The organism is Mesorhizobium sp. M0140 (assembly GCF_040322475.1).
GTDB lineage: Bacteria > Pseudomonadota > Alphaproteobacteria > Rhizobiales > Rhizobiaceae > Mesorhizobium.
The window spans coordinates 29,389-51,087 of sequence record NZ_JAMYTM010000023.1 but is presented as its reverse complement, the minus strand read 5'-3'; the positions used below and the strand labels follow the sequence as shown (position 1 = coordinate 51,087).

The window sequence follows — 21,699 nt, the reverse complement described above, 5'->3', positions numbered from 1 at the left end:
GCCGCAAGCGACGGCGTGCAACGGGTCAGGGATGTCGAAGAGCAACAACGTCTACAAGGATGCCTACAACCGCTGCCTGCGGCAGCTCGACGAAACGCGCAGCCTGCCTTCGGAGCCGGAACTGGGTACCTTGCTTGGCGTCAGCCGTACCACGGTGCGCACCATTCTCGCGCGCATGGAAGAGACTGGGCTGATCGCCTGGAACAAGCGCGCCAAGACGGTGCTGCGCGAGACGCGTCCCGATGATTTCTTCCCCGAGGAAGAGACCGACACGCTGGCCGAGATCATCGAACGGTCGTTCATGCGTCGGTTGCTCGCCGGCGGCGCCGAAGCCGGCATGCAGATCAACGAGCTCGAACTGGCGCGTGAGATCGGCGTCGGCACCACCAGCGTGCGCGAGTTCCTGATCCGCTTCTCCCGCTTCGGCCTGATCGAGAAGCGCCGCAACAGTCACTGGGTGCTGAAGGGCTTTACGCGTGCCTTCGCGCTGGAGCTGACCGAAATCCGCGAAATGTTCGAACTGCGCTCGGCGGCCGCCTTTGCCGTTTTACCGCAGGACAGCGCGGTCTGGACCGATCTCGACCGCCTGGAAGACGAGCATCGCCAGTTGGCAAACGACATCGCCACCCGCTTCACCGAGTTCTCCGAACTCGACGAGCGCTTCCACCGGCTGATCCACCGGGCGTCGCGCAACCGCTTCATCGTCGATTTCTACGATGTCATCGCCATGATCTTCCACTATCATTACCAGTGGAACAAGGCGCAGGAACGCGAGCGCAACGAAGTCGCCATCGGTGAGCATCTGGTCTACATAGAGGCGCTGAAATCACGCGATCTCGGCAAGGTCGACGCCGCTTGCCGCAAGCACCTGAAATCGGCGCGCCAGACATTGCTGACCTCGATCCCGGAGAGCCGGTCGCTGCAAAAATCCTGAGCCGCATCGCGGCTTGGAGCCTTGTTTCATGCATGTCGTTGTCCCAAAACCGCTATACGCTTTTGGGCGGCATGCGTTGAGCCTGCCGCGTCGGCGCCGCGGCGATTTGGCGATTTTCCACCCGCCAGCCCCGTGCTAGATATGGTTCGTTGCTGCGAGAGGCAGGGCTTTGGGCGTATCGAGGAGACGATGGAGCATGCCGGTCGCGCTTGTCGCGGCCTATCTGCTGTTGCTCCAGTCGACGCTTGGTGCATTCGCCTTCGGCGCCGGTCCCAATGCATCGCAGCTCGACGCCTTCGGCAACGTCATCTGCACCCATGAGGGCGAAACCCAGCTTCCCGGCGACAACCAGCCGCCGTCCCATCTTCCGGCATGCTGCGTGCTCGGCTGCAGCATGGTTTCGGCGGCCTTTGCGCCGCCGCCCGGTGCTGGCCTGGCGCTGGGCAGCCTTTCCTTCAAAACGGTCGCCTTTGTTTTTCCGGCGGCCATCCATCTCGACTTTGCGCGTGAGCGCTCGCCGTCGAACCCGCGCGCGCCGCCGCTGACGGCCTGAGCCTGTTTGCCCGGCGGAACCTTTCGTGGGCGTACCCATCCAAAGATCAAACTGCTCGCGACCGGCAACGGCGCGACCTTCACTTCATGGAGCAACCATGTCCTATTTTTTCCCCGACGCGGCGCGTCTTATGCCCGGCGGCATTCTACGCGGCATCGAAGAGCGTGTCGGCATTGCCGTGCTGGCTCTTGCGCTGCTGTTCACAGGCGCCCAGTCCGTCCTCGCGCATGAGTTCAAGGTTGGCGATCTCGAGATCGGCCACCCCTGGTCGCGCGCCACGCCGGCCGGCGCCAAGGTCGCCGGCGGCTATTTCACCATCACCAACAACGGCAGTGCGCCGGACCGGCTGGTGTCGATTTCCTCCGATGTCTCTGAAAAGGCCGAGCTGCATGAGATGGGCGTCAAGGACGGCGTCATGACCATGCGTCCGGTTGCCGGTGGCCTGGAAATTCCGGCCGGCGGCAAGGTAGCCCTTGCGCCTGGCGGCTATCATTTGATGTTCATCGGCCTGAAGCGACAACCCAAACAGGGTGAAAAGTTCTCAGCCGTCCTGACCTTCGAAAAGGCCGGCGCCGTCAGCGTCGATTTCGCTGTCGAAGGCATGGGCGGTGGCGCCATGGACGATCACGCCAATTGACCCGGCCAGTTTGAAATTTGAGGGACCATCATGAACAAGTATCTTTTGTCGGCCGCAGTACTTCTCGTGCTCGGAACCAGTGCCGCCTTCGCGCATATCACGTTCGAAACGCAGGAAGCGGCCGTTGGGTCGACCTACAAGGCCGTTTTGCGCGTGCCGCATGGTTGCGAGGGCAAGGCGACGATCGCCGTGCGCGTGCAGATTCCGGAAGGGGTGATCGCGGTGAAGCCGATGCCGAAGCCTGGCTGGACGCTGCAGACCAAGAAGGGCAAGTACGACAAATCCTACCAGCTCTATGGTCAGGCGGTTGCCGACGGGGTCAAGGAGGTCGACTGGAGCGGCGGCAGCCTGCCAGATGAATTCTACGACGAGTTCGTCTTCCGCGCGACGCTGACGGCGGATCTCCCTGTCGGCCAGAAGCTTTACTTCCCGGTTGTGCAGGAATGCGATGGGGCCGCCGACCGCTGGATCGAAATCCCGGCAGCCGGCCAGGATGAGGACGCGCTGGAAAACCCGGCACCCGGCATCAAGCTGTTGCCGAAGAAATGATCTCCAAGGCGGCGCGCTCATTCGAGCGCGCCGCTCTTTTTCGTGGCGGTGACATGAGCACGACCCCCCTCCTGCAAACGGCTTCCATGGCCTGCAAACCTGCCGGCCGGCTTGCCGCCGGCCTGTTGGCCGTGATCGTGTTTCTTGCCAGCCTTGCCGTGTCAGATCAGGCCTTTGCCCATGCCGCGCTGATCAAGACCGATCCGGCCGACGGCGCGGTGCTGGAACAGGGGCCGGCACAGTTCTCGCTGACCTTCAGTGAGCCGGTCTCGCCGCTGGTGCTGACCTTGGTGAAGCCCGACGGCACGCCGGTTGCTCTGACGTCATTCCGGCTCAGCGACCAGACGCTCGAGATCGACAATCCGCAACCGCTCAAATCCGGTACGCATGTCTTGAGCTGGCGCGTCATCTCCGCAGACGGTCATCCCGTCGGCGGATCGCTGCTGTTTTCCATCGGCGCGCCCAGCGAGCCGCCCGCCGTGTCCGAAGCCGTCGACTGGCCGTTGCGGTCGGCGATCTGGCTCGGCAAGGTTTTTCTCTACCTCGGCCTTTTTCTCGGCGTCGGCGGCGCTTTCGCCCTCGCCTGGCTGTCCCAAGGTGGCCGCGCCGGACAGCGCTTCGTTGCAGCCGCAATCCTGGGCGGACTTGTCGCGGCGCCCTTGTCGCTCGGCTTGCAGGGGCTTGATGCGCTCGGGGCACCGCTCTCCCATCTGGCACAGGCGGTTATCTGGCGGACCGGACTCGGCACCAGTTTCGGCTGGACGGTGCTGGTCGCGCTGATTGCGCTGGGGCTTGGCCTGCTGTCGCTGGCCGGCCCCCGCGCCACCGCCAAACCACTTGCGCTGGCAGGTCTGGCCGGGGTGGGGGTTGCCCTTGCCGCCAGCGGCCATGCCAGTGCCGCCGAACCGCAATGGCTGACGCGGCCGATGGTGTTCCTGCACGGCGTAGGCATCGCGTTGTGGGCCGGCGCATTGGTCCCACTCGGGCTGGCGCTGAAGGGGCAATCGGCGGGGGCCACGCCATTCCTGCGGCGGTTTTCTTGGGCGATCCTGCCGGTGGTGGCCGTGCTTGCCTCTGCCGGCATCGTGCTTGCCGTCATCCAGGTGCAAACACCCGCGGCATTGGTCGACACCGCCTATGGAAGGCTGCTGCTGATCAAACTCGGGCTGTTGGTCTTTCTGTTCACGCTCGCCGCCGTCAACCGCTGGAAACTCACGGCATCGGCCGAGGCGGGATCGACGGAAGTTCAACGCAGGCTGGTCCGCTCGATCGGCGTCGAGATGTTGATCGTGTTGGCGATTTTCGGCGTTGCCGCGGGCTGGCGCTTCACGCCGCCGCCACGAGCCCTCGCGATTGCGGCAGCGCAACCGGTGTCGGTCCATATCCACGCGCTGAAAGCGATGGCCGATCTCAGCATCACGCCGGGCCATGCCGGACCGGTCGTCGCCTCGATGATCATCATGAGCGGCGATTTCGGCCCGCTCGACGCCAAGGAGGTGACGCTTGTGCTGTCGAAACCCGATTCGGGCATCGAGCCCTTGAAGCGCGCGGCGGCCAAGCCCGGCGACGGCAGTTGGCGTGTCGACAACCTCGTCATCCCGGTGGCCGGCCGGTGGACGGTGCGCATCGACATACTGGTCTCGGACTTCGAGATGGTGAAGATCGAGGCGCCCGTCGACATCCGCGCCGAGTGATATTCAGGTGATGCCGGCCTGCGAACGGCGGCTTCCTGCGCTTCCGGTGCTCACGTACTTTAAGTACGCTCCGCTCCGGTTCTCGGAAACCACCATTCTCGACTCGGCCTGACCTGAATCTCACACGCCGCGGCATCAACACAATTCGGCGGGGCGGTTGACGCAGCCCGAAAGGCCCGTCAATCATCGCGGCAAAACGCGATCTCAACAAAATCCGAAGGCAGGAAAAAAACGATGGAAAAAGCCGAAATCGGCCTGATCGGCCTTGGCACGATGGGCTCCAACCTGGCGCTCAACATCGCCGAGCACGGGCATCGCATCGCCGTCTTCAACCGCACCAGGGCGCGCACGGACGCTTTCATCGAGAATGCCGGCGCGCTCAGGGACATGGTCGTGCCCTGCTACAGCCTGGAAGAGCTTGCCGCCGCGATCCGGCCGCCGCGCCCGATCATCATCATGGTGCTGGCCGGCAAGCCGGTCGACGAACAGATCGCGGCTCTGCGCGGCGTGCTGTCGGCCAACGACATCGTCATCGACGCCGGCAACGCCAATTTCCGCGACACGATGCGGCGCTTCTCCGAGCTTTCCGGCTCGGGTCTCACCTTCATCGGCATGGGCGTGTCCGGCGGCGAGGAGGGTGCGCGCCACGGACCGTCGATCATGGTCGGCGGCACGGAGGACTCATGGAAACGCGTCGAGAAGGTGCTGACGGCGATCTCCGCCAAGTTCAAGGACGAACCCTGCGCGGCATGGCTCGGCACCGACGGCGCCGGACATTTCGTCAAGACCATCCATAACGGCATCGAATATGCCGACATGCAGATGATCGCGGAGATCTACGGCATCCTGCGCGACGGCCTGGGCATGCACCCGAAGGAGATCGGCACGGTGTTCGCCAACTGGAACAAGGGCCGGCTCAATTCCTACCTGATCGAGATCACCGCCAAGGTGCTGGCATCAGACGATCCGAAGACCGGCAAGCCGGTGGTCGACATCATCCTTGATCGCGCCGGCCAGAAGGGCACCGGCAAATGGTCTGTCATCGAGGCGCAGCAGCTCGGCATCCCGGCCACCGCGATCGAGGCGGCGGTGGCGGCGCGCGTTCTATCGTCGATCAAGGACGAGCGGCTGGCGGCGGAAAAGGCCTATGGCAACATCGGCGTGACGAAGATTTCCGGTGACAAGGACGCCTTGCTGAAAGATCTGGAACTGGCGCTGTTCGCCGGCAAGATCGCCGCCTACGCCCAAGGTTTTGCGGTGATGAGCGGCGCCTCCAAGGAATTCAACTGGAACCTGCCAATGCCGACCATCGCCAGGATCTGGCGCGCCGGCTGCATCATCCGCTCGCAGATGCTCGACACCATGGCGGAGGCCTTCAGCAAGGGCGGCGCCTCGACCAACCTGCTGATGGCCCCGGCCTTCATTGCGCTGATGCAGGAAGCGCATCCGTCGCTGCGGCGCATCGTGGCGAGGGCTTCGGAGGCCGGCTCGCCGGTTCCGGCGCTGTCTTCCGCACTTGCCTATTTCGACAGCTACCGCCAGGGCCGCGGCACGTCGAACCTGATCCAGGCGCAGCGCGACTTTTTCGGCGCGCACGGCTTCGAGCGTATCGACGACAAAGGCGCGTTCCATGGGCCGTGGGGAAGCGGTGCGGCTGGTTAGCCCAAGGGCCTAAACGGAAACCGGCGGGCTGAACGCCCGAACCTCGCTGGTGGCGACCAGGCGCTGCAACGAGCCGGGTGCGGCGCCGCCGATCCAGCCGAGCACGGAGCGGGCGAGATCGGAGCCGGCCAGGCGGAAGTTCTCGTTGACGACGAGCAATTCCGGCCGGAACAGGTGCAACAGGTCCGACGACTGCTTGGACACGACATCGACGTCGCGGCCAAGCTTGAGGCCGGCATCCTCGATGCCGGCGACGATCGCCAGTGTCGCGGCGGCAGCGCTGCTGACGAAGCCGTCCGGCCTGTTCTCGCGGCGCATCACCTGCGCGGTTCTGGTCCTGATCTGCTCGATCGTGTGATCGATGGAAACGGTGTTGAACGGAATTTCGCTGGCTCCGACCTCGCTTAGCGCATCGGCAAAGCCGTTCAGCGTGTGGCCATAATAGGTCAGCCCGGGCGGCGGCGACAGAAGCGCCAGCTTGTGCCTGCCCATGCTCGCCAGGCGGCGCACGGCTTCCATCGCGAAAACATGGTTGTCGAAGTCATGGTAGGGATGGACGAGGCCCATGTCGGTGCGCCCATGCGTGGCAAAGGGCATGCCGTGCTCGAGCATGTAGCGGGCGCGCGGATCGTTCGGTTGGGTGCGCGAAATGATGACTCCGTCGGCCGAGCCGGTCTCGACGAGATAGCGGATCGGCTCCATCGGATCCTGCGAGCGGGAATAGGGCGTGACGATCAGGTGATAGGGCGTTTCGGCGAGCACTTCCGAAACGCCGTAGATGATGTCCGAGACGAAGCTCATGATCTCGCGGTCGGTGTTGAGCACGAGGCTGATGACATTGGTCCTGCCGGTGCGCAGACGCACGCCGGCGCGGTTCGGCCGGTAGCCGATCTGCTTGGCGACGAGCTGGACGCGACGCCTGGTTTCGGCGCCGATTTCCGGGGCATCCTTCAAGGCGCGTGACACAGTGGTGACGCCGAGCCCGGTCATGAAGGCAAGCGTCTTCAACGTCGGCCGTCCCTGTGCCGAGGTCTCCCCGTTCTTGTCCGTACGCTGTCTGTCCATTCGTCCCGCCCGTCAGGCGCATAGCAGCCGCGAGCCATGTCGGCAATCGCCGCCATAGCGGTACGATATGCGTTCCAGCCCCGGCAAAGCTCAATATACTGAAACGTTACAGATTGCCATATCGAGTTACATGTCCATCGCCACGAGGTGGATGGTTCTTTTGCGAAACGCATTGGGATTCCAGGAGAAATCGCCTCTGCCGCCGCCTTTTGTCCGTATCAGGCGGCATTTCGGTGTTTGCGCCGCAGCAAACCATGCTGCAGTGCATGGGAAGCGCGATCATTCATGCGAATTTGTTCGCGGTCCGAAAAAATATCGAGGGCGCTTCGTTGATGGGTTGCACAGCCCGCGCAATTGCCGTATCGAAAATCTGTAACGTTTCAGATTCTGGGAGGAGCCGAAATGCGATACAAACTTTTGACCGCTGCGCTGGCAGCGACGGCCGCGTTGCAGTTTGCCGGCCAGGCGGCCGCGACGGACCTGGAAGTCACCCATTGGTGGACGTCGGGCGGCGAGGCGGCGGCGGTTGCGGAACTTGCCAAGGCATTCGATGCAACCGGCAACCACTGGGTGGATGGCGCCATTGCCGGCTCCGGCGGCACGGCGCGGCCAATCATGATCAGCCGCATCACCGGTGGCGATCCGATGGGCGCCACGCAGTTCAACCATGGCCGGCAGGCGGAGGAACTGGTGCAGGCCGGCCTGATGCGCGACCTCACCGACGTCGCCACCAAGGGCAAGTGGACTGATGTCGTCCGGCCGAAGAGCCTGCTCGACGGCTGCACCATCGACGGCAAGATCTACTGCGTGCCCGTCAACATCCATTCCTGGCAGTGGCTGTGGCTGTCCAACGAAGCCTTCGCGAAGGCCGGCGTGCCGTTGCCGAAGGACTGGAATGAATTCGTGGCGGCAGCGCCGGCGCTGGAAAAGGCCGGCATCATCCCGCTCGCCGTCGGCGGTCAGGCCTGGCAATCCTCCGGTGCCTTCGACGTCCTGCTTGCGGCTGTGGGCGGTACGGACACATTCCTCAAGGTCTACAAGGACAAGGATGCCAAGTTCGCCGCCGGGCCCGAAGTCGCCAAGGTCTTCAAGGCCGCGGACGATGCCCGCAAGATGGCGAAGAACACCAATGTGCAGGACTGGAACCAGGCGACCAACCTGGTCATCACCGGCAAGGCCGCTGGCCAGATCATGGGCGACTGGGCGCAGGGCGAGTTCCAGGTTGCCGGCAAGACCGCCGGCAAGGATTATACCTGCCTGCCGGGCCTTGGGCTGAACGAGGTCATAGCCACGGGCGGTGACGCCTTCTATTTCCCGCTGCTCAAGGATGCCGACAAGAGCAAGGCGCAGGAGGTGCTGGCCGAGACGCTGCTCGATCCCAAGACGCAGGTTGCCTTCAATCTAAAGAAGGGATCCCTGCCGGTGCGCGGCGACGTCGATCTCAATGCGGCCAACGACTGCATGAAGAAGGGCCTCGCCATTCTTGCCAAGGGCGCCGTCATGCCGTGGACGGACCAACTGCTTTCACAGGACACCCAGAAACAGAAGGAAGACCTTTTCGCCGAATTCTTCGCCAAGCCGGAACTGACCATCGAAGACGCGCAGAAGCGCTTCGCCGACCTCATCGCTTCGGCGGACTGACGCTGGAGGCAACCCGCCTCATTCCCGGCCTTGCGAATGCAGGGCCGGGAATGCACCGCCCTTACCCAGCCGGCTGACGAGATGAGCAAGAGCGAACGCCCCAACCTTCTGTTCCGCAACCTCAATGCGAAGGTCGCCTCGATCCCGATGATCCTCACCGCCATGGTGGTTTTCGTCGGCGGCACCGTTTGGACGGTGCTCTATTCCTTCACCAATTCGAAGCTCCTGCCGCGCCTGAATTTCGTCGGGCTCGACCAGTATTACCGCCTGTGGGCGGCGCCGCGCTGGCTGATCTCGATCGAGAACCTGTTGATCTACGGCGCGATCTCCCTGGTGTTCTCGCTGGTCATCGGTTTTCTGCTTGCCGCGCTGCTCGATCAGAAGATCCGCTTCGAGGACACGTTCCGCACGATCTTCCTCTATCCTTTCGCGCTCTCCTTCATCGTCACCGGCCTGGTCTGGCAGTGGTTGCTCAATCCGGATTTCGGCATCCAGCATGTCGTGCGGGACTTGGGCTGGACGAGCTTCAGCTTCGACCCGCTCTACAATTCCAGCATCGTCATCTACGGCATATCGATCGCTGCGCTGTGGCAAGGCACCGGGCTCATCATGTGCCTGATGCTGGCCGGCCTGCGCGGTATCGACGAAGACATCTGGAAGGCGGCGCGCGTGGATGGGATCCCGATGTGGAAGACCTATCTGTTCATCGTCATCCCGATGATGCGGCCGGTCTTCATCACCACGCTCGTCATCATCGCTTCCGGCATCGTCAAGGTCTATGACCTGGTCGTGGCCCAGACCAGCGGCGGCCCGGGCATCGCATCCGAAGTGCCGGCCAAATACGTCTACGACTATATGTTCTTCGCCCAGAACCTCGGCCAGGGTTTTGCCGCCTCGACCATGATGCTGCTCTCGGTGGTGACCGTCATCGTGCCTTGGGCCTATCTCGAGTTCGGGCGACGCAAATGAGCATTGCAGACATCACCGCTCAAGCAAGCACTGCCGCCGGCGCGCGCCAGGACATCGCCGGGCCCTACGGTCCAAAGCCGCGCCGCGTGATTTCGCGCCGCAACGTCTTCCTCTACGGCACATTGTTCGTCATGGCGGTCTACTACCTCTTGCCGCTCTATGTCATGGTCGTCACCTCACTCAAGGGCATGCCGGAGATCCGGCTCGGCAACATCTTCTCACCGCCGCTCGAGATCACCTTCGAGCCGTGGGTCAAGGCGTGGTCAACGGCCTGCACCGGCCTTAACTGCGACGGGCTCTCGCGCGGTTTCTGGAATTCGGTGCGGATCACCGTGCCGTCGGTGCTGCTGTCGATCGCCATCGCCTCGGTGAATGGTTATGCACTGGCCAATTGGCGCTTCAAGGGCGCCGACACGTTCTTCATCATCCTGATCGTCGGCGCCTTCATTCCCTACCAGGTGATGATCTATCCGATCGTCATCATCCTGCGCGAAATCGGCCTCTACGGCAGCCTCAGCGGGCTGGTGATCGTCCATTCCATTTTCGGCATGCCGATCCTGACGCTGCTGTTCCGCAATTATTTCGCATCGATGCCGGAAGAGCTGTTCCGGGCGGCACGCGTCGACGGCGCCGGCTTCTGGGGCATCTTCCTGCGCATCATGCTGCCGATGTCGCTGCCGATCTTCGTCGTCGCCATCATCCTGCAGGTGACCGGCATCTGGAACGACTTCCTGTTCGGCGTCGTCTACACCCGCCCCGACACCTATCCGATGACGGTGCAGCTCAACAACATCGTCAATTCGGTGCAAGGCGTGAAGGAGTACAACGTCAACATGGCCGCAACCATCCTGACCGGGCTTGTGCCGCTGATCGTCTACTTCATTTCCGGCAAGCTTTTCGTACGCGGCATCGCCGCCGGCGCGGTGAAGGGGTGATGGCGATGACGGCAGCCAACGATACCAGCGTTTCGATCCAGGACCTGTCGCTGAATTTCGGCGCGGTGACCGTCCTGGAGACGCTCAATCTCGATGTCGCCGATGGCGAGTTCATCGTGCTGCTCGGGCCGTCCGGCTGCGGCAAGTCGACCTTGCTCAACTGCATTGCCGGCCTGCTCGATGTCTCCGAAGGCCGCATCTTCATCAAGGGCAAGAACGTCACCTGGGAAGAGCCCAAGGACCGCGGCATCGGCATGGTGTTCCAGTCCTATGCGCTCTATCCGCAAATGACGGTGGAGAAGAACCTGTCCTTCGGGCTGCGTGTCGCCGGCACGCCAAGAGAAGAGATCGCCAAGCGGATCGCGCGGGCGGCTGAAATCCTGCAGATCGAGCCGCTGCTGCAGCGTAAGCCGGCCGCACTTTCCGGCGGCCAGCGCCAGCGCGTCGCCATCGGACGGGCGCTGGTGCGCGATGTCGACGTGTTCCTGTTCGACGAGCCGCTGTCCAATCTCGATGCCAAGCTGCGCGCCGAACTGCGCGTCGAGATCAAGCTGCTGCATCGCAAGCTGCAGAACACCATGATCTACGTCACCCACGACCAGATCGAGGCGATGACGCTGGCCGACCGTATCGCGGTGATGAAGGGCGGCGTCATCCAGCAGCTCGATGCGCCGCAGACCATCTACAACCGTCCGGTCAACCGCTTCGTCGCCGGCTTCCTCGGCTCGCCCGCAATGAACTTCGTCGATGGCCGTCTGGAAGACGCGGACGGCGGCTGGCGGTTCGCGGCCGAGGATATCAAGATCCCGCTCGGCACTTACGACTTTGCCAAGCCTCCGGCTCCAGGCCCCGTCACATTCGGTATCAGGCCCGAGCATGTCAGCCTGAACAGTGGCACCGGCTGGCCGTTCTCGATAGCCGCCAATGTCGAGGTGGTCGAGCCCATGGGCTCCGACACGCTGGTCTGGCTGAAGCTTGCCCAGCAGAATTTCAGCGTCCGGGTGACCTCGGAACGCACGCCCAAGAACGACGAGGCGGTGACGCTTGGCTTCGATCCGATGCGCGCCTCGCTTTTCGACACGGCAACCGGCACACGCATCTAGCTTCCGAGAACCAACCTTCCAACGACAATCCCCAAGCGAAACGGACAGAGACGATGAATTGGTCATTCCAACTTTACAGCGCCCGCAATTTCCAACCCTGGGACGGTGTGCTCGCCACGCTCGGCAAGCTCGGCTACGCTCAGGTCGAAGGTTTTGGCGGCGTCTATGATGATCCCGAGGCATTCCGTGCCGAGCTCGACAAGAACGGGCTTGCCATGCCGACTGGGCATTTCTCGATCGACGCTCTCGAGAACGATTTCGACGGCGTGCGCAGAACCGCCGACGCACTCGGTATCACGCTGCTCATCTGCCCTTTCCTGATGCCCGACCAGCGGCCATCCGACGCCGCCGGCTGGAGCGGCTTTGGTGAGCGTCTGGCAAAGGTCGGCGACGCCGCGAAAAAGGCCGGCTACGGCTTTGCCTGGCACAACCATGATTTCGAGTTCAAGAAACTTGCCGACGGATCGGTGCCGCAGGACCACATCCTGTCATCCGCGCCCGATGTCAGCTGGGAGATGGACGTGGCCTGGGTGGTGCGCGGCGGCGATGATCCGTTGCCGTGGATCGAGAAACACGGCAAGCGCATCAGTGCCGTCCACGTCAAGGACATGGCCAAGCCGGGCGAGGGGCTGGATGAGGATGGCTGGTCGGATGTCGGCCATGGCACCATCGACTGGGCCGGTCTGATCAAGGTGCTGCGTGCCAAGAGTGCTGCCCAATACTACGTCATGGAACAGGACAACCCCAACGACATCGAGCGTTTCGCCCGCCGCTCCATCGCAGCCGCCAAAACCTATTAGGAGCAATCAGCATGGCAAAGAAACTTGGCATCGGCGTCATCGGCTGCGGCAACATCTCGAAAGCGTATTTTTCGCTGGCGCCGCTGTTTCGCGGCATCGAGATGCGTGCCTGCGCCGACATCAACATGGAGGCGGCCAGGGCTCGGGCGAAGGAGTTCAAGCTGCGCGCCGAGACCGTCGAAGACCTGCTCAGGGCCGACGACATCGACATCATCGTCAACCTGACCATCCCGGCGGTGCATTATGAGGTGTCGAAGCAGATACTCGACGCCGGCAAGCACGTTTATTCGGAAAAACCGTTCGTGCTGTCGGTCAAGGAAGGGCTCGACCTTAAGAAGCGGGCGCAGAAAAAGGGTCTTCGGATCGGCTCGGCGCCAGACACTTTCCTCGGCGGCGCGCACCAGCTGGTGCGCAAGCTGATCGACACCGGCAAGCTTGGCAAGGTCACGAGTGGTACCTGTCATGTCATGGGCCACGGCATGGAGCATTGGCACCCCAATCCGGATTTCTTCTTCCAGCCGGGCGCCGGTCCCGTGCTCGATATCGGACCGTATTACATCACCAATCTGATCCAGCTGATCGGGCCGGTGAAGCAGGTCGCGGCCTTCGCGACGACGCCGGCCAAGGAGCGGACGATCAGTTCAAAGCCGCGCGCGGGTGAAAAGATACCGGTCAACACGCCGACGACCATCCATGGGCTGCTGGAGTTCGAGAACGGCGCCGTTATCACGCTCAACACCAGCTGGGACGTCTGGGCTCACGGCCACGCGCCGATGGAACTCTATGGCGAGACAGGCACGGTGTTCGTGCCGGATCCGAATTTCTTCGGCGGTGACGTTCGCTTCACCGACGCGGCCAAGCCGGTCAAGAAGCTGCCGAACTGGCCGCATCCGTTCGGCGTGCCCAACGAGATGCATTCGCAAGGCATGATGGCCAACTACCGCACATCAGGCCTCGCCGATATGGCGGTGGCAATCGCGGAAGGCCGGCCGCACCGCTGTTCGATGGAGCTGGCGCTGCACGCCGTCGACGTGATGACCGGGCTGTTGCGTTCCGGCGAAACCGGCAAGTTCGTCGCCATGCAGACCACCTGCGAACGGCCGGCGGCACTTGGCGTCAAGGAAGCCAAGGCGCTTTTGGCGAAGAAGAAATAGGCAGCACACCTCAACCCTCTCCCCGTTTCGACGGAGAGAGGGTAAGGGTGAGGGGCAGAGCCAACTCGCCGCGTTGTCGCGATGCAGCCGACCGGCTCGTTTCCATTTGAGGATTTTCCGATGCCCTACACGCCTGCCGAAAACCGCTATGAAAAGATGATCTACAACCGCTGTGGCCGCTCCGGCCTGAAGCTGCCGGCAATCTCGCTGGGGTTGTGGCATAATTTCGGCAACGACACGCCGCACAAGACCAAGCAGGCGATCGCGCGCAAGGCCTTCGACCTCGGCATCACGCATTTCGACCTCGCCAACAATTACGGTCCGCCGCCCGGTTCTGCCGAGACCGCTTTCGGCGAAATCCTGCGCACCGACTTCGCCGCCTACCGCGACGAACTGATCATCTCGACGAAGGCCGGCTACGAAATGTGGGCCGGCCCCTACGGCGAATGGGGCGGGCGCAAATACATTCTGGCCAGCCTCGACCAGAGCCTGAAGCGCATGGGGCTCGACTATGTCGATATCTTCTATTCGCACCGTTTCGACCCCGACACGCCGCTGGAAGAAACGATGGGTGCGCTCGACCATGCGGTGCGCTCGGGCAAGGCGCTCTATGCCGGCATCTCGTCCTACAATTCGCAGCGCACGCGCGAGGCCGCCGATATATTGAAGCAGCTTGGCACGCCTTGCGTCATCCACCAGCCGAGCTATTCGATGCTGAACCGCTGGGTGGAGGAAGACGGCCTGCTCGACACGCTCGAAGGGCTCGGCGTCGGCTCCATCGTGTTCTCGCCGCTGGCGCAAGGCATGCTGACCAACAAGTATCTCGGCGGCATTCCGGACGGCAGCCGTGCTTCCCAGGGCAAGTCGCTGAAGACAGCCTTCATCAACGACAAGACCATCGCCAACATCAAGGCGCTCGACGCCATCGCCAGCAAGCGTGGGCAGACGCTGGCGCAGATGGCGCTGGCCTGGGTGCTGCGCAAGGGCAGGGTGACCTCGGCGCTGATCGGCGCCAGCCGGCCGGAGCAGGTCGAGGACTGCGTCGGCGCGCTCAAGGTGCTCGACTTCAGCGATGCCGAACTCGCCGAGATCGATACCTACGCCCGGGAGTCCGATATCAATCTGTGGGCAGCTTCGGCCGAGCGCAAAGGCCCGCCGCGAAAATAAACCACTCAAGCCGGCAAAATAAGAGCGGCGGGCACTCCCGCCGTTTTTCATGGGAAGCCAAATGGCCGCGGTTCAGGGCGTTTTCGGTTTCTGCGCCGTGCCGAGTCCCGCCTTGGGTTTGGCAGGCGCCGGAGCAGAGCTTTTCATCTTCGCCTCGATCCAGCCGGTGTAGTTGGCCAGCCGCGTGTAGATGCCGTAGGCGTCCTTGTGGCCGCAGGCCGCACTGCCGTCAGCCGGGCCTTCGCCCCAGCTGACGACGCCGATTTGGACCGGGCCTTCGGCACCGGTCATGAACAGCGGGCCGCCACTGTCGCCGTTGCAGGCATCGCGCACGCCGCTGGTGGTGCCGGCGCAGATCATGTTGCCGGTCAGCGGGTCGGTCATGTCGGCGGCGATCGCATTGGCGGCCGCGTCGATGCCTTTTTCCGAATAGCGCATACGGCGCGACAGATCGCCAAGTGCTGCCTTCAGATCACGCGCATAGATGGCCTTGATGCCGCTGTTGCAGGCCTGGTTCGGCTGCAGGTCGAGATCGGCGACCATCAGCGTGGTCGGAAAGGTGCCGTCCTGCATCTTGCCCCAGCCGGTGACGGTCGTCTTGCCGGTGTCGGGCGTTGCCTCATGGGCGACCTTGATGGTCGGCGCGTCGGCCGGTTCGGCAAGCCGAAGCAGCCCGAGGTCGTTGTCGAGGGTCTGCTCGCTGTAGCCTTCGTTGACGATGACCTCCACCACCTTGTGGCGCTTGCCTTCGCTGAGATCGGTTGCACCGGTCAGCACGGTGACGCTCTCGGGCGAAACCGGCTGGCCCTTGTCGTTGAGGCAGTGTGCTGCCGTCAGCACCCATTGCGGCGCGATCAGGCTGCCGCCGCAGAATTGGGCGTTGGCCTGCGATGCCGGATTCTCGTCCAGCCTGTCGGTGGTGAGCAGCGCGACCTGGAACGGGTAGACTCCCTTTTCGGCCTGGTTGCCGCCATAGACGCGGTCGGCCGCGTCGGGGTTCTCCGCCGCTGCAATCGCCCTGGCTTCCGTCACGCGCTTCATTGGCGAGACCGCTGCCTCCGGTCGGGCGACCGCTTCGTCGGCCTGGGTGAAATTGGCTGCCGCAAGGACGGCCGCGATGCCGAGCAGCGATGCGGCGGCGATCGGCCTGAACCGATGGATGATGTTCACCTGAAGCCCTCCTGAGACATGTACCCGAGCGGACCAGCCCCGGCACATGATCAACGAAACAAGCCTCAGCCTGGGGATCAGACCGCGCAGCACAGTTGTTGCGGCACGGCAGGAACACCAAGTCGGGCACCGCTTCGCGGATCGCGTTCCTGTGCAGACCTCGCTCAAAATCCTATAGCCCCCCACGGGCTATGTGGAAGCGATTTGTCATTCCAATGTTGTATTAATTTAGGCAATATATCCGCGCGAGTGCCTCTGGCGGGACCTCGACAGACTGTAGGGGTAATGATCAGGTCAGGCACCGGTAATCAAAAACTCCTTTTTTGGCCTCACCACGATCTCGACAATATTTCTGTATCTTGATCCAGTCCTTGCTGACTTTTGGGAGAGTCTCACCATGACAAAACTGACAAACGCACTTGTTGCGTCCACATTGCTTTCCACCGCAATGTGGGCGGTTCCAGCTTTCGCCGCCGATCCTGGCTCCGCCAGTGCCGGCAATGGCGAAAGCGCGCGCGACGCGACTTCAGGCGACTACAAGCCCGGGCGGGCAAAGCCAATCGCGCCACCGAAGCTGACCGACGAAGACAGCCGCGCCGCGCCGCTTGCCGACGAGGCAACGGCTGTCAAATCCTACGGCATCGTCGGACGGTCCGCCGATGGCAAGGAGATCAAGATCGAGCCGAGCGAAGCGCTGCGGGAGCTTATCATCAAGGAACTGAACGCTCCGGCCACTGGAAAAGACGGGGCTGAGCGCAAGACCGAGGATCCGGACCTCGGCGAAGGCGAAGCCGGCCGCCAGGTTTTCGGCACCGACGATCGCGAGCAGGTCAAGAACACCAAGACCTATCCGTTCTCGGCAATAGGCTATCTCGAAGCCAAATCGCCGAAGACGGGCAGCTTCGGCAGCTGTTCGGCAACGCTGATCGGTCCGCGAACCGTACTCACCGCCGCGCACTGCCTCTACAGTCATGAGGACAAGGATTGGCTCTCCGACTACCTGTTCGTGCCGGGCCTTAACGGCAGCACGGCCGACGACGCACCGTTCGGCGCCTTCGCCTTCGAAAGCGCCTATGTGCTGCAAGGCTTCATCGACAACTACCAGGGCTATTACGGGTCGGTCCTGCTGTGGGATCTCGGCATCGTCACGCTGAAGCAGGATGTCGGCACCAATCTCGGCTGGCTGGGCTATGCCAACTATGAGGATCTCGGCGATTTCACCGCCAATCTCGTCGGCTATCCCGGCGACAAGCCGATGGGCACGATGTGGAAGGCAAACTGCGAAGTGCACGCCGAAAACATCGCGCCGGAATATTTCCAGTATGACTGCGATACGTTCCCAGGGTCGAGCGGGAGCTCGGTCTATGCTTACGACAACAAGGCCAAGCAGCGCATCGTCACCGGTGTCAACGTGGCGGAAAGCCCCGACGCGAACACCGCCGTGCGCCTGAACGCTGCCAACGTCCAGTGGATCAACAGCCTGTATAAGTAATCGCTGCGCATTCGCGATGGAGACAAAGGCGGCGGCGCAATCCCGCCGCCTTTTTCGCCGCTATTTGGCTGCGGATGCAGGCGGGCCGTTGCGCACATAGTTCTCGATTGCCGAAGCGAAAGTGGGAGAACCCGCCTTGCGCTGCTTGTCTATGTAGCCGGCAAAATAGCTCCAGAAAGAGACGGCATAGTCACGGAAATAAGCATCGGTCACTTTGCGCGAACACAAATCGCCGTCGATGCAGAAGGACAGCCGGTTGAGGAAATAGACGATGCGATCGAAATTCTCGCTGAAATCGGCGAGCGGCATGTCGCCGCCGGAGGCAGTCATCGCCTCGATGCCGATGCGTTGCCGGAACACCTGCTCCTCGGTCGGCGATGGGTTGGCGCTGAGCAGATTGTCATATTTGGCGTTGAGCGCCGTCAGACGATCTTTCAGCGCACGCTGCGCCTGCTGGTAGTCTTTGTTTTCCCAGAGCTCGACAAGCGACATGGTCTGCTCGACGCGCTTCTGCTCCTGGTTGGCCAGGAACTGGTAGACCGAGAACATCAGGGTGAAGATGATGGCGAGGCGCACGGCCATGCCCGACCAGGCATAAACCAGCATGCGCCAGTCGCGGTCGGTGAACGGGTTGCCCTCCTTCTTGATCTCGTGGCTGCTCGGCCACGGAAAGCCTTCCGTGGTTTCCGGCAAGGTCTGTTTCGCCGTTGGCGCCTTTGCAGGCGCGGCAGCCGCTGTTTGCCTGGTGTTGCCCGCCGGCTTCTTCATCCGCAGGTGTCCAGTTCGATGGTGGCGGAGGGATCCAATACGATGCCTGGCGCCTCCAGCTTCTTTTTCAGGCATTCCAGCTGCAGGCGCGAAATCATGAACTGGACATCAGGGTCCGCCGCACCCTTGTTCGGTGACGGCAAGGCTTCGACGACGCCGCGCGAGGCGCAGTTGCTGAGATCGACGACAACCGCGTCGCTGCCGCTTTTGGCGAACTGGTCGTACTGATCGAGAAAACACGTCGCCAGTTCCGAGTTGGTGACGATCTGCTTGACGCACAGGCCGCAGGCATCGTCCGCCGAAGCGTTGGCGATCAGCAGCAGGCCGCCGGCAAGGCCGGCTACCGTTCCACGCCAGGAAAACACAGAATTCTTCACAATCGATCCTATCCGTTTCATCCGGCCGTCATGCGTCAGCGGCCGGGAATGTTCTCATATCGCGCCGATCGCGCAAGAGCCGCCGCAGAGCCCTGCGCGCCGGCATCCGCTCAGGCGCGCGGCACCGTCTCCATCGGGAAGATCATCACCGCGCCCTTCGGGCCGCTCTTGTCGGCAAGCCGCATCACCGAGCGGGTTGCCGGCGCCATGCCGAGATCGGTCAGCATGTCGGAGAAGCCGGCAGAGTCCATTCCGCGTGTCGCCGAGGCGACGCCGTCCTGTGCCAGGAAGCTCAGATCCTGCTTCTCGCTCTCCGGCGGCGCCTCGGTCAAAACCGCGATCATCCGCTCCATGCCGAAACTGGTGTCGGTGAAAGCCAGCAGCCCCTCTTCGAGCATGGCTTGCGGGGCGAGGCGTTCGGCAACGATATGGGTGATCGAATAATCGCTGCCGACATAGAGCACATTGATGTCGACCAGCAGATCCGAACCGTTCTTGGCCAGCACATGCACTTCGTCGCCCGGCGAGACGCGCGGCACCACCGAGGCCTGCAGCGGTTCGAGGCCATTCTTGTCGCGGCGTTTGACCTGGAACTGGACGTCGACCTCGGGCTTGTAGTCTGAGGCCGCCGCCAGCCGCGAAAGCCCGGTGGCACGGAAGATGGTGCGCAGGTTCCTGGTCGTTGCATCGGCCAGTTTCTGGCGGTCGTGAATGATGATCAGCGGCGGTTTGCCGCCCTCCTTCAAGGTCACGTCGCCCGACGCCGGCAGGAACCACAGCGCCGGCTTAGCGGTCGCATCCTTGGCGGCGCCGGGAACGGCATTCTCGCGCATCACCGCGAGGCGGAGGTCGGCGCTCTTGCCGGGCTCGACCAGCTCGATGTTGAAGCCGGTCTCCCTGGCTATGGCCAGTTCGTCGAGAACCGCATTGACCAGAGCGGTTTCCTTCTCAAGTCCCTTGGCCGCGGCCGGCCGCGCCAAGACGAGCTTGTAGTCGACGGCGATCTCCGCCACCCGCGCATAGGAATTGGCGGGAATGTCGACGACTTTGAGCGCCGGCTTCTTGTCGAACTCGACCGGCTTGACGCGGCTTTCCAGGTTTTTTGCCGACTGCACTTCCAAAAATCCGACAGCGTCGGACAGCGGCGATAGCGCCGACGGCAGGATGGCGAGCTTGCTGCCGGGGGTGAGGCGGTGCAGCAGGCCGGCGCCGATCGTCGCTTCGCCGTCCTTGATGACGACAGGCCACTGCATGACCGCGTCGGTCTTGTCGGTGCCGAACACCCGCGCATCCAGTTCGCCCTCGAACAGCGGTGTCGGCCGGGTGCGGCTGTCGGCCGAATATTGCTGCAGCACGGCCTGGCCGAGCTGGCGATAGGTGACGTTGGGATTCTCGGCCAGTTTCGACAGGATGGTGAAGGTGAACAGGCCGAACCGCGGCGCATCCGCGATGCCCTTAGGCAGCGGCATTTCCGGTGTCGTCTCCACCGTCTGCGCGGCATAGAAGGCGACCAGTTTGCCCTTGGTGATCGGTTCGCCACCGGTCGGCGTCAGGGTGAAGGCGGGCTTGCGCGTGCCATTGTCGTCGACGCCGCGCGAGCCGGCGACCGAAATCACCTCGTCATAGGCCTTGATCGCGGCAGCCCGCTCGGCCTCGTTGCCGCCGACCAGGTCGGCGAACTCGACCTTGCGCTCCAACTCGTCATCGACCTCGACGGCGCGTGTCGCGGTGCCGGAATGGCAGCAGTCGAACACGACCCAGACGAAAGCGCCCTTGTCGCGAATGGCGTCGAGTGCCGCGCCGATCTCGTTGTCGATCAGCGCATTGGGCACGCCGGCATCGCGGTTGATCCATTTGCCGATATCGACGGGCAGGAAGATCTCGTCGAGCCCGTCGGTTTCGTCGCCCTTGACCATCTGCGGCTGCTGGGCGCCGTGACCGGACAGATGCAGATAGACGAAATCGTCGCGCTGAACCTTGGCGGCAAGGTCGGCCAATGCGGCCTTGATGGCCGCATGGGTCGGCAGGCCACTGGCGCCGGGGACATCCTTGGCGAGCAGCGTGACGTTCTCCGGCGCGAACCGCACCGGGTCGGGCACATTCTTCAGGAGATAGTCGCGGACGAGGGCTGCGTCGTTCTTCGGCCCGACCAGCCAATTCCTCTGCGGAAGGTTGGGATATTCGGTGCAGGCGACCAGCAGCGCATGATAGGTGCGCGATGCGGCCATGGTCCGGAACGACACCATGCCGGCCATGGTCAAAGCGGACGTGCCGACCAGCAGCGTCCGCCGCGTCAATTTGATCATGATTGCTTCCCCAAGCCCGACCGAAATTCCAAGCGCGGCAATCCTCGCTGAAGATATTGTCAGTATTTTGAACGTTACATCGCAGAGCAACCTGCCTGTTGCCCCGCTCCGATCGATGTTCTCGACCGCCTTGCGGGCAGAATGCTGGAAACAGTAGCAAAAATGCCTGTTCGTCGCTATCTGGATGGGTACATGGATAGTTTGTGCGCGGCGCAAGCGACGGAAGGCGAGTTGGAAACAGGATCATGGCGGCAAGGGATGTGCTGACGAAGAACCAGCTGTGCGTGCTCGAGAAACTCGAGACCGCCAGCGGACCGCTCAGTGCCTATACCTTGCTCGACCAACTGCGCGAGCGCGGTTTTCGCGCGCCTCTGCAGGTCTATCGAGCGCTCGACACGCTGGTGAAGTCAGGTTTCGTGCACCGGCTCGAAAGCATCAATTCTTTCGTCGCCTGCGCCGAGCCGCACGACCACAGCCATTCGATGACCGCCTTCGCGATATGCGACACATGTGGGCAGGTGACCGAAATGTCCGACCACGATGTCGGCCACAGCTTGGACGAATGGGTGCGCTCGACAGGCTTCGCCGCCAAGAAGGCGGTGATCGAGTTTCGCGGGACGTGTGCCAAGTGCCTGGCCGAAGCGGCTTGAGGCCCATCGCTTCGTCATCCTAGGGTCTACGCCGCGTCGCTTCGCTCCTTGCTTCGCCCTAGGATGACGAAGA

General features: G+C 62.9%; 20 protein-coding genes. 15 read left to right on the top strand and 5 right to left on the bottom strand.

Annotated features, from left to right (window positions below; all coding sequences use genetic code 11):
* Nucleotides 1-31: 31 nt before the first annotated feature.
* The 6 genes from NKJ37_RS22040 (at nucleotide 32) to gnd (ending at nucleotide 6,029) form a co-directional block, all read left to right on the top strand.
* A complete protein-coding gene (locus NKJ37_RS22040; RefSeq protein WP_352774964.1) occupies nucleotides 32-934 on the top strand; it encodes a GntR family transcriptional regulator in 903 nt (300 codons plus the stop codon).
* A gap of 196 nt (nucleotides 935-1,130) precedes the next feature.
* A complete protein-coding gene (locus NKJ37_RS22035; protein ID WP_352774962.1) occupies nucleotides 1,131-1,487 on the top strand; it encodes a DUF2946 family protein in 357 nt (118 codons plus the stop codon).
* 97 nt (nucleotides 1,488-1,584) lie between these two features.
* On the top strand, nucleotides 1,585-2,124 hold the full coding sequence (locus NKJ37_RS22030) for a copper chaperone PCu(A)C (protein ID WP_023812486.1): 540 nt from the start codon (nucleotides 1,585-1,587) through the stop codon (nucleotides 2,122-2,124).
* A gap of 30 nt (nucleotides 2,125-2,154) precedes the next feature.
* Nucleotides 2,155-2,673 (top strand): YcnI family copper-binding membrane protein, encoded by a 519-nt coding sequence (locus tag NKJ37_RS22025; RefSeq protein ID WP_023812487.1) that lies wholly within the window; start codon nucleotides 2,155-2,157, stop codon nucleotides 2,671-2,673.
* A gap of 53 nt (nucleotides 2,674-2,726) precedes the next feature.
* Nucleotides 2,727-4,367, top strand: a complete 1,641-nt coding sequence (locus NKJ37_RS22020; protein ID WP_023812488.1) for a copper resistance CopC/CopD family protein — start codon at nucleotides 2,727-2,729, stop codon at nucleotides 4,365-4,367.
* A 234-nt stretch (nucleotides 4,368-4,601) separates the two neighbouring features.
* Nucleotides 4,602-6,029, top strand: coding sequence for an NADP-dependent phosphogluconate dehydrogenase (gene gnd / locus NKJ37_RS22015; protein ID WP_352774960.1), 1,428 nt, complete (start codon nucleotides 4,602-4,604; stop codon nucleotides 6,027-6,029).
* A 9-nt stretch (nucleotides 6,030-6,038) separates the two neighbouring features.
* Here gnd and NKJ37_RS22010 read toward each other — a convergent pair whose 3' ends face one another.
* Entirely contained in the window at nucleotides 6,039-7,094 is a 1,056-nt protein-coding gene (locus NKJ37_RS22010) for a LacI family DNA-binding transcriptional regulator (RefSeq protein WP_023812490.1), read from the bottom strand.
* 402 nt (nucleotides 7,095-7,496) lie between these two features.
* Here NKJ37_RS22010 and NKJ37_RS22005 point away from each other — a divergent pair, with 402 nt between their 5' ends.
* The 7 genes from NKJ37_RS22005 (at nucleotide 7,497) to mgrA (ending at nucleotide 14,863) form a co-directional block, all read left to right on the top strand.
* Nucleotides 7,497-8,735: an ABC transporter substrate-binding protein gene (locus tag NKJ37_RS22005; protein ID WP_023812491.1), complete on the top strand. Its 1,239-nt coding sequence runs from the start codon at nucleotides 7,497-7,499 to the stop codon at nucleotides 8,733-8,735.
* Between the two features lie 81 nt (nucleotides 8,736-8,816).
* A complete protein-coding gene (locus tag NKJ37_RS22000) occupies nucleotides 8,817-9,704 on the top strand; it encodes a carbohydrate ABC transporter permease (protein WP_031213532.1) in 888 nt (295 codons plus the stop codon).
* Nucleotides 9,701-10,639, top strand: coding sequence for a carbohydrate ABC transporter permease (locus NKJ37_RS21995; RefSeq protein ID WP_023812493.1), 939 nt, complete (start codon nucleotides 9,701-9,703; stop codon nucleotides 10,637-10,639). The genes NKJ37_RS22000 and NKJ37_RS21995 overlap by 4 nt, the downstream gene beginning before the upstream one ends.
* Before the next feature lie 5 nt (nucleotides 10,640-10,644).
* On the top strand, nucleotides 10,645-11,742 hold the full coding sequence (locus NKJ37_RS21990; RefSeq protein ID WP_023812494.1) for an ABC transporter ATP-binding protein: 1,098 nt from the start codon (nucleotides 10,645-10,647) through the stop codon (nucleotides 11,740-11,742).
* Between the two features lie 53 nt (nucleotides 11,743-11,795).
* Nucleotides 11,796-12,542: a sugar phosphate isomerase/epimerase family protein gene (locus NKJ37_RS21985; RefSeq protein ID WP_128303236.1), complete on the top strand. Its 747-nt coding sequence runs from the start codon at nucleotides 11,796-11,798 to the stop codon at nucleotides 12,540-12,542.
* Between the two features lie 11 nt (nucleotides 12,543-12,553).
* Nucleotides 12,554-13,696 (top strand): Gfo/Idh/MocA family protein, encoded by a 1,143-nt coding sequence (locus NKJ37_RS21980; protein ID WP_352774957.1) that lies wholly within the window; start codon nucleotides 12,554-12,556, stop codon nucleotides 13,694-13,696.
* Nucleotides 13,697-13,816: 120 nt separating this feature from the next.
* Nucleotides 13,817-14,863: an L-glyceraldehyde 3-phosphate reductase gene (mgrA, locus tag NKJ37_RS21975; RefSeq protein WP_023812497.1), complete on the top strand. Its 1,047-nt coding sequence runs from the start codon at nucleotides 13,817-13,819 to the stop codon at nucleotides 14,861-14,863.
* 72 nt (nucleotides 14,864-14,935) lie between these two features.
* Here mgrA and NKJ37_RS21970 read toward each other — a convergent pair whose 3' ends face one another.
* Nucleotides 14,936-16,033: a S1 family serine peptidase gene (locus NKJ37_RS21970; RefSeq protein WP_023812498.1), complete on the bottom strand. Its 1,098-nt coding sequence runs from the start codon at nucleotides 16,031-16,033 to the stop codon at nucleotides 14,936-14,938.
* A gap of 397 nt (nucleotides 16,034-16,430) precedes the next feature.
* On the opposite strand from NKJ37_RS21970, the gene NKJ37_RS21965 reads away from it, so the two are divergent.
* Complete coding sequence (locus tag NKJ37_RS21965; protein WP_352761591.1) at nucleotides 16,431-17,525, top strand: trypsin-like serine peptidase; 1,095 nt, start codon at nucleotides 16,431-16,433, stop codon at nucleotides 17,523-17,525.
* Nucleotides 17,526-17,585: 60 nt separating this feature from the next.
* Here the strand turns inward: NKJ37_RS21965 and NKJ37_RS21960 are convergent, their stop codons facing one another.
* The 3 genes from NKJ37_RS21960 to NKJ37_RS21950 all read right to left on the bottom strand — a co-directional run bounded on the left by NKJ37_RS21960 (nucleotide 17,586) and on the right by NKJ37_RS21950 (nucleotide 20,976).
* A complete protein-coding gene (locus NKJ37_RS21960; protein ID WP_023812500.1) occupies nucleotides 17,586-18,293 on the bottom strand; it encodes a DUF4760 domain-containing protein in 708 nt (235 codons plus the stop codon).
* Nucleotides 18,290-18,670 carry a hypothetical protein gene (locus tag NKJ37_RS21955; RefSeq protein WP_031213534.1) on the bottom strand — a complete coding sequence of 127 codons (381 nt, stop codon included), beginning with the start codon at nucleotides 18,668-18,670 and terminating at the stop codon, nucleotides 18,290-18,292. Before NKJ37_RS21955 ends, NKJ37_RS21960 begins: the two co-directional genes overlap by 4 nt.
* Before the next feature lie 110 nt (nucleotides 18,671-18,780).
* Nucleotides 18,781-20,976 carry a caspase family protein gene (locus tag NKJ37_RS21950; RefSeq protein WP_023812502.1) on the bottom strand — a complete coding sequence of 732 codons (2,196 nt, stop codon included), beginning with the start codon at nucleotides 20,974-20,976 and terminating at the stop codon, nucleotides 18,781-18,783.
* A gap of 245 nt (nucleotides 20,977-21,221) precedes the next feature.
* Here NKJ37_RS21950 and NKJ37_RS21945 point away from each other — a divergent pair, with 245 nt between their 5' ends.
* Nucleotides 21,222-21,626: a Fur family transcriptional regulator gene (locus NKJ37_RS21945; RefSeq protein WP_013529546.1), complete on the top strand. Its 405-nt coding sequence runs from the start codon at nucleotides 21,222-21,224 to the stop codon at nucleotides 21,624-21,626.
* Nucleotides 21,627-21,699: the final 73 nt, after the last annotated feature.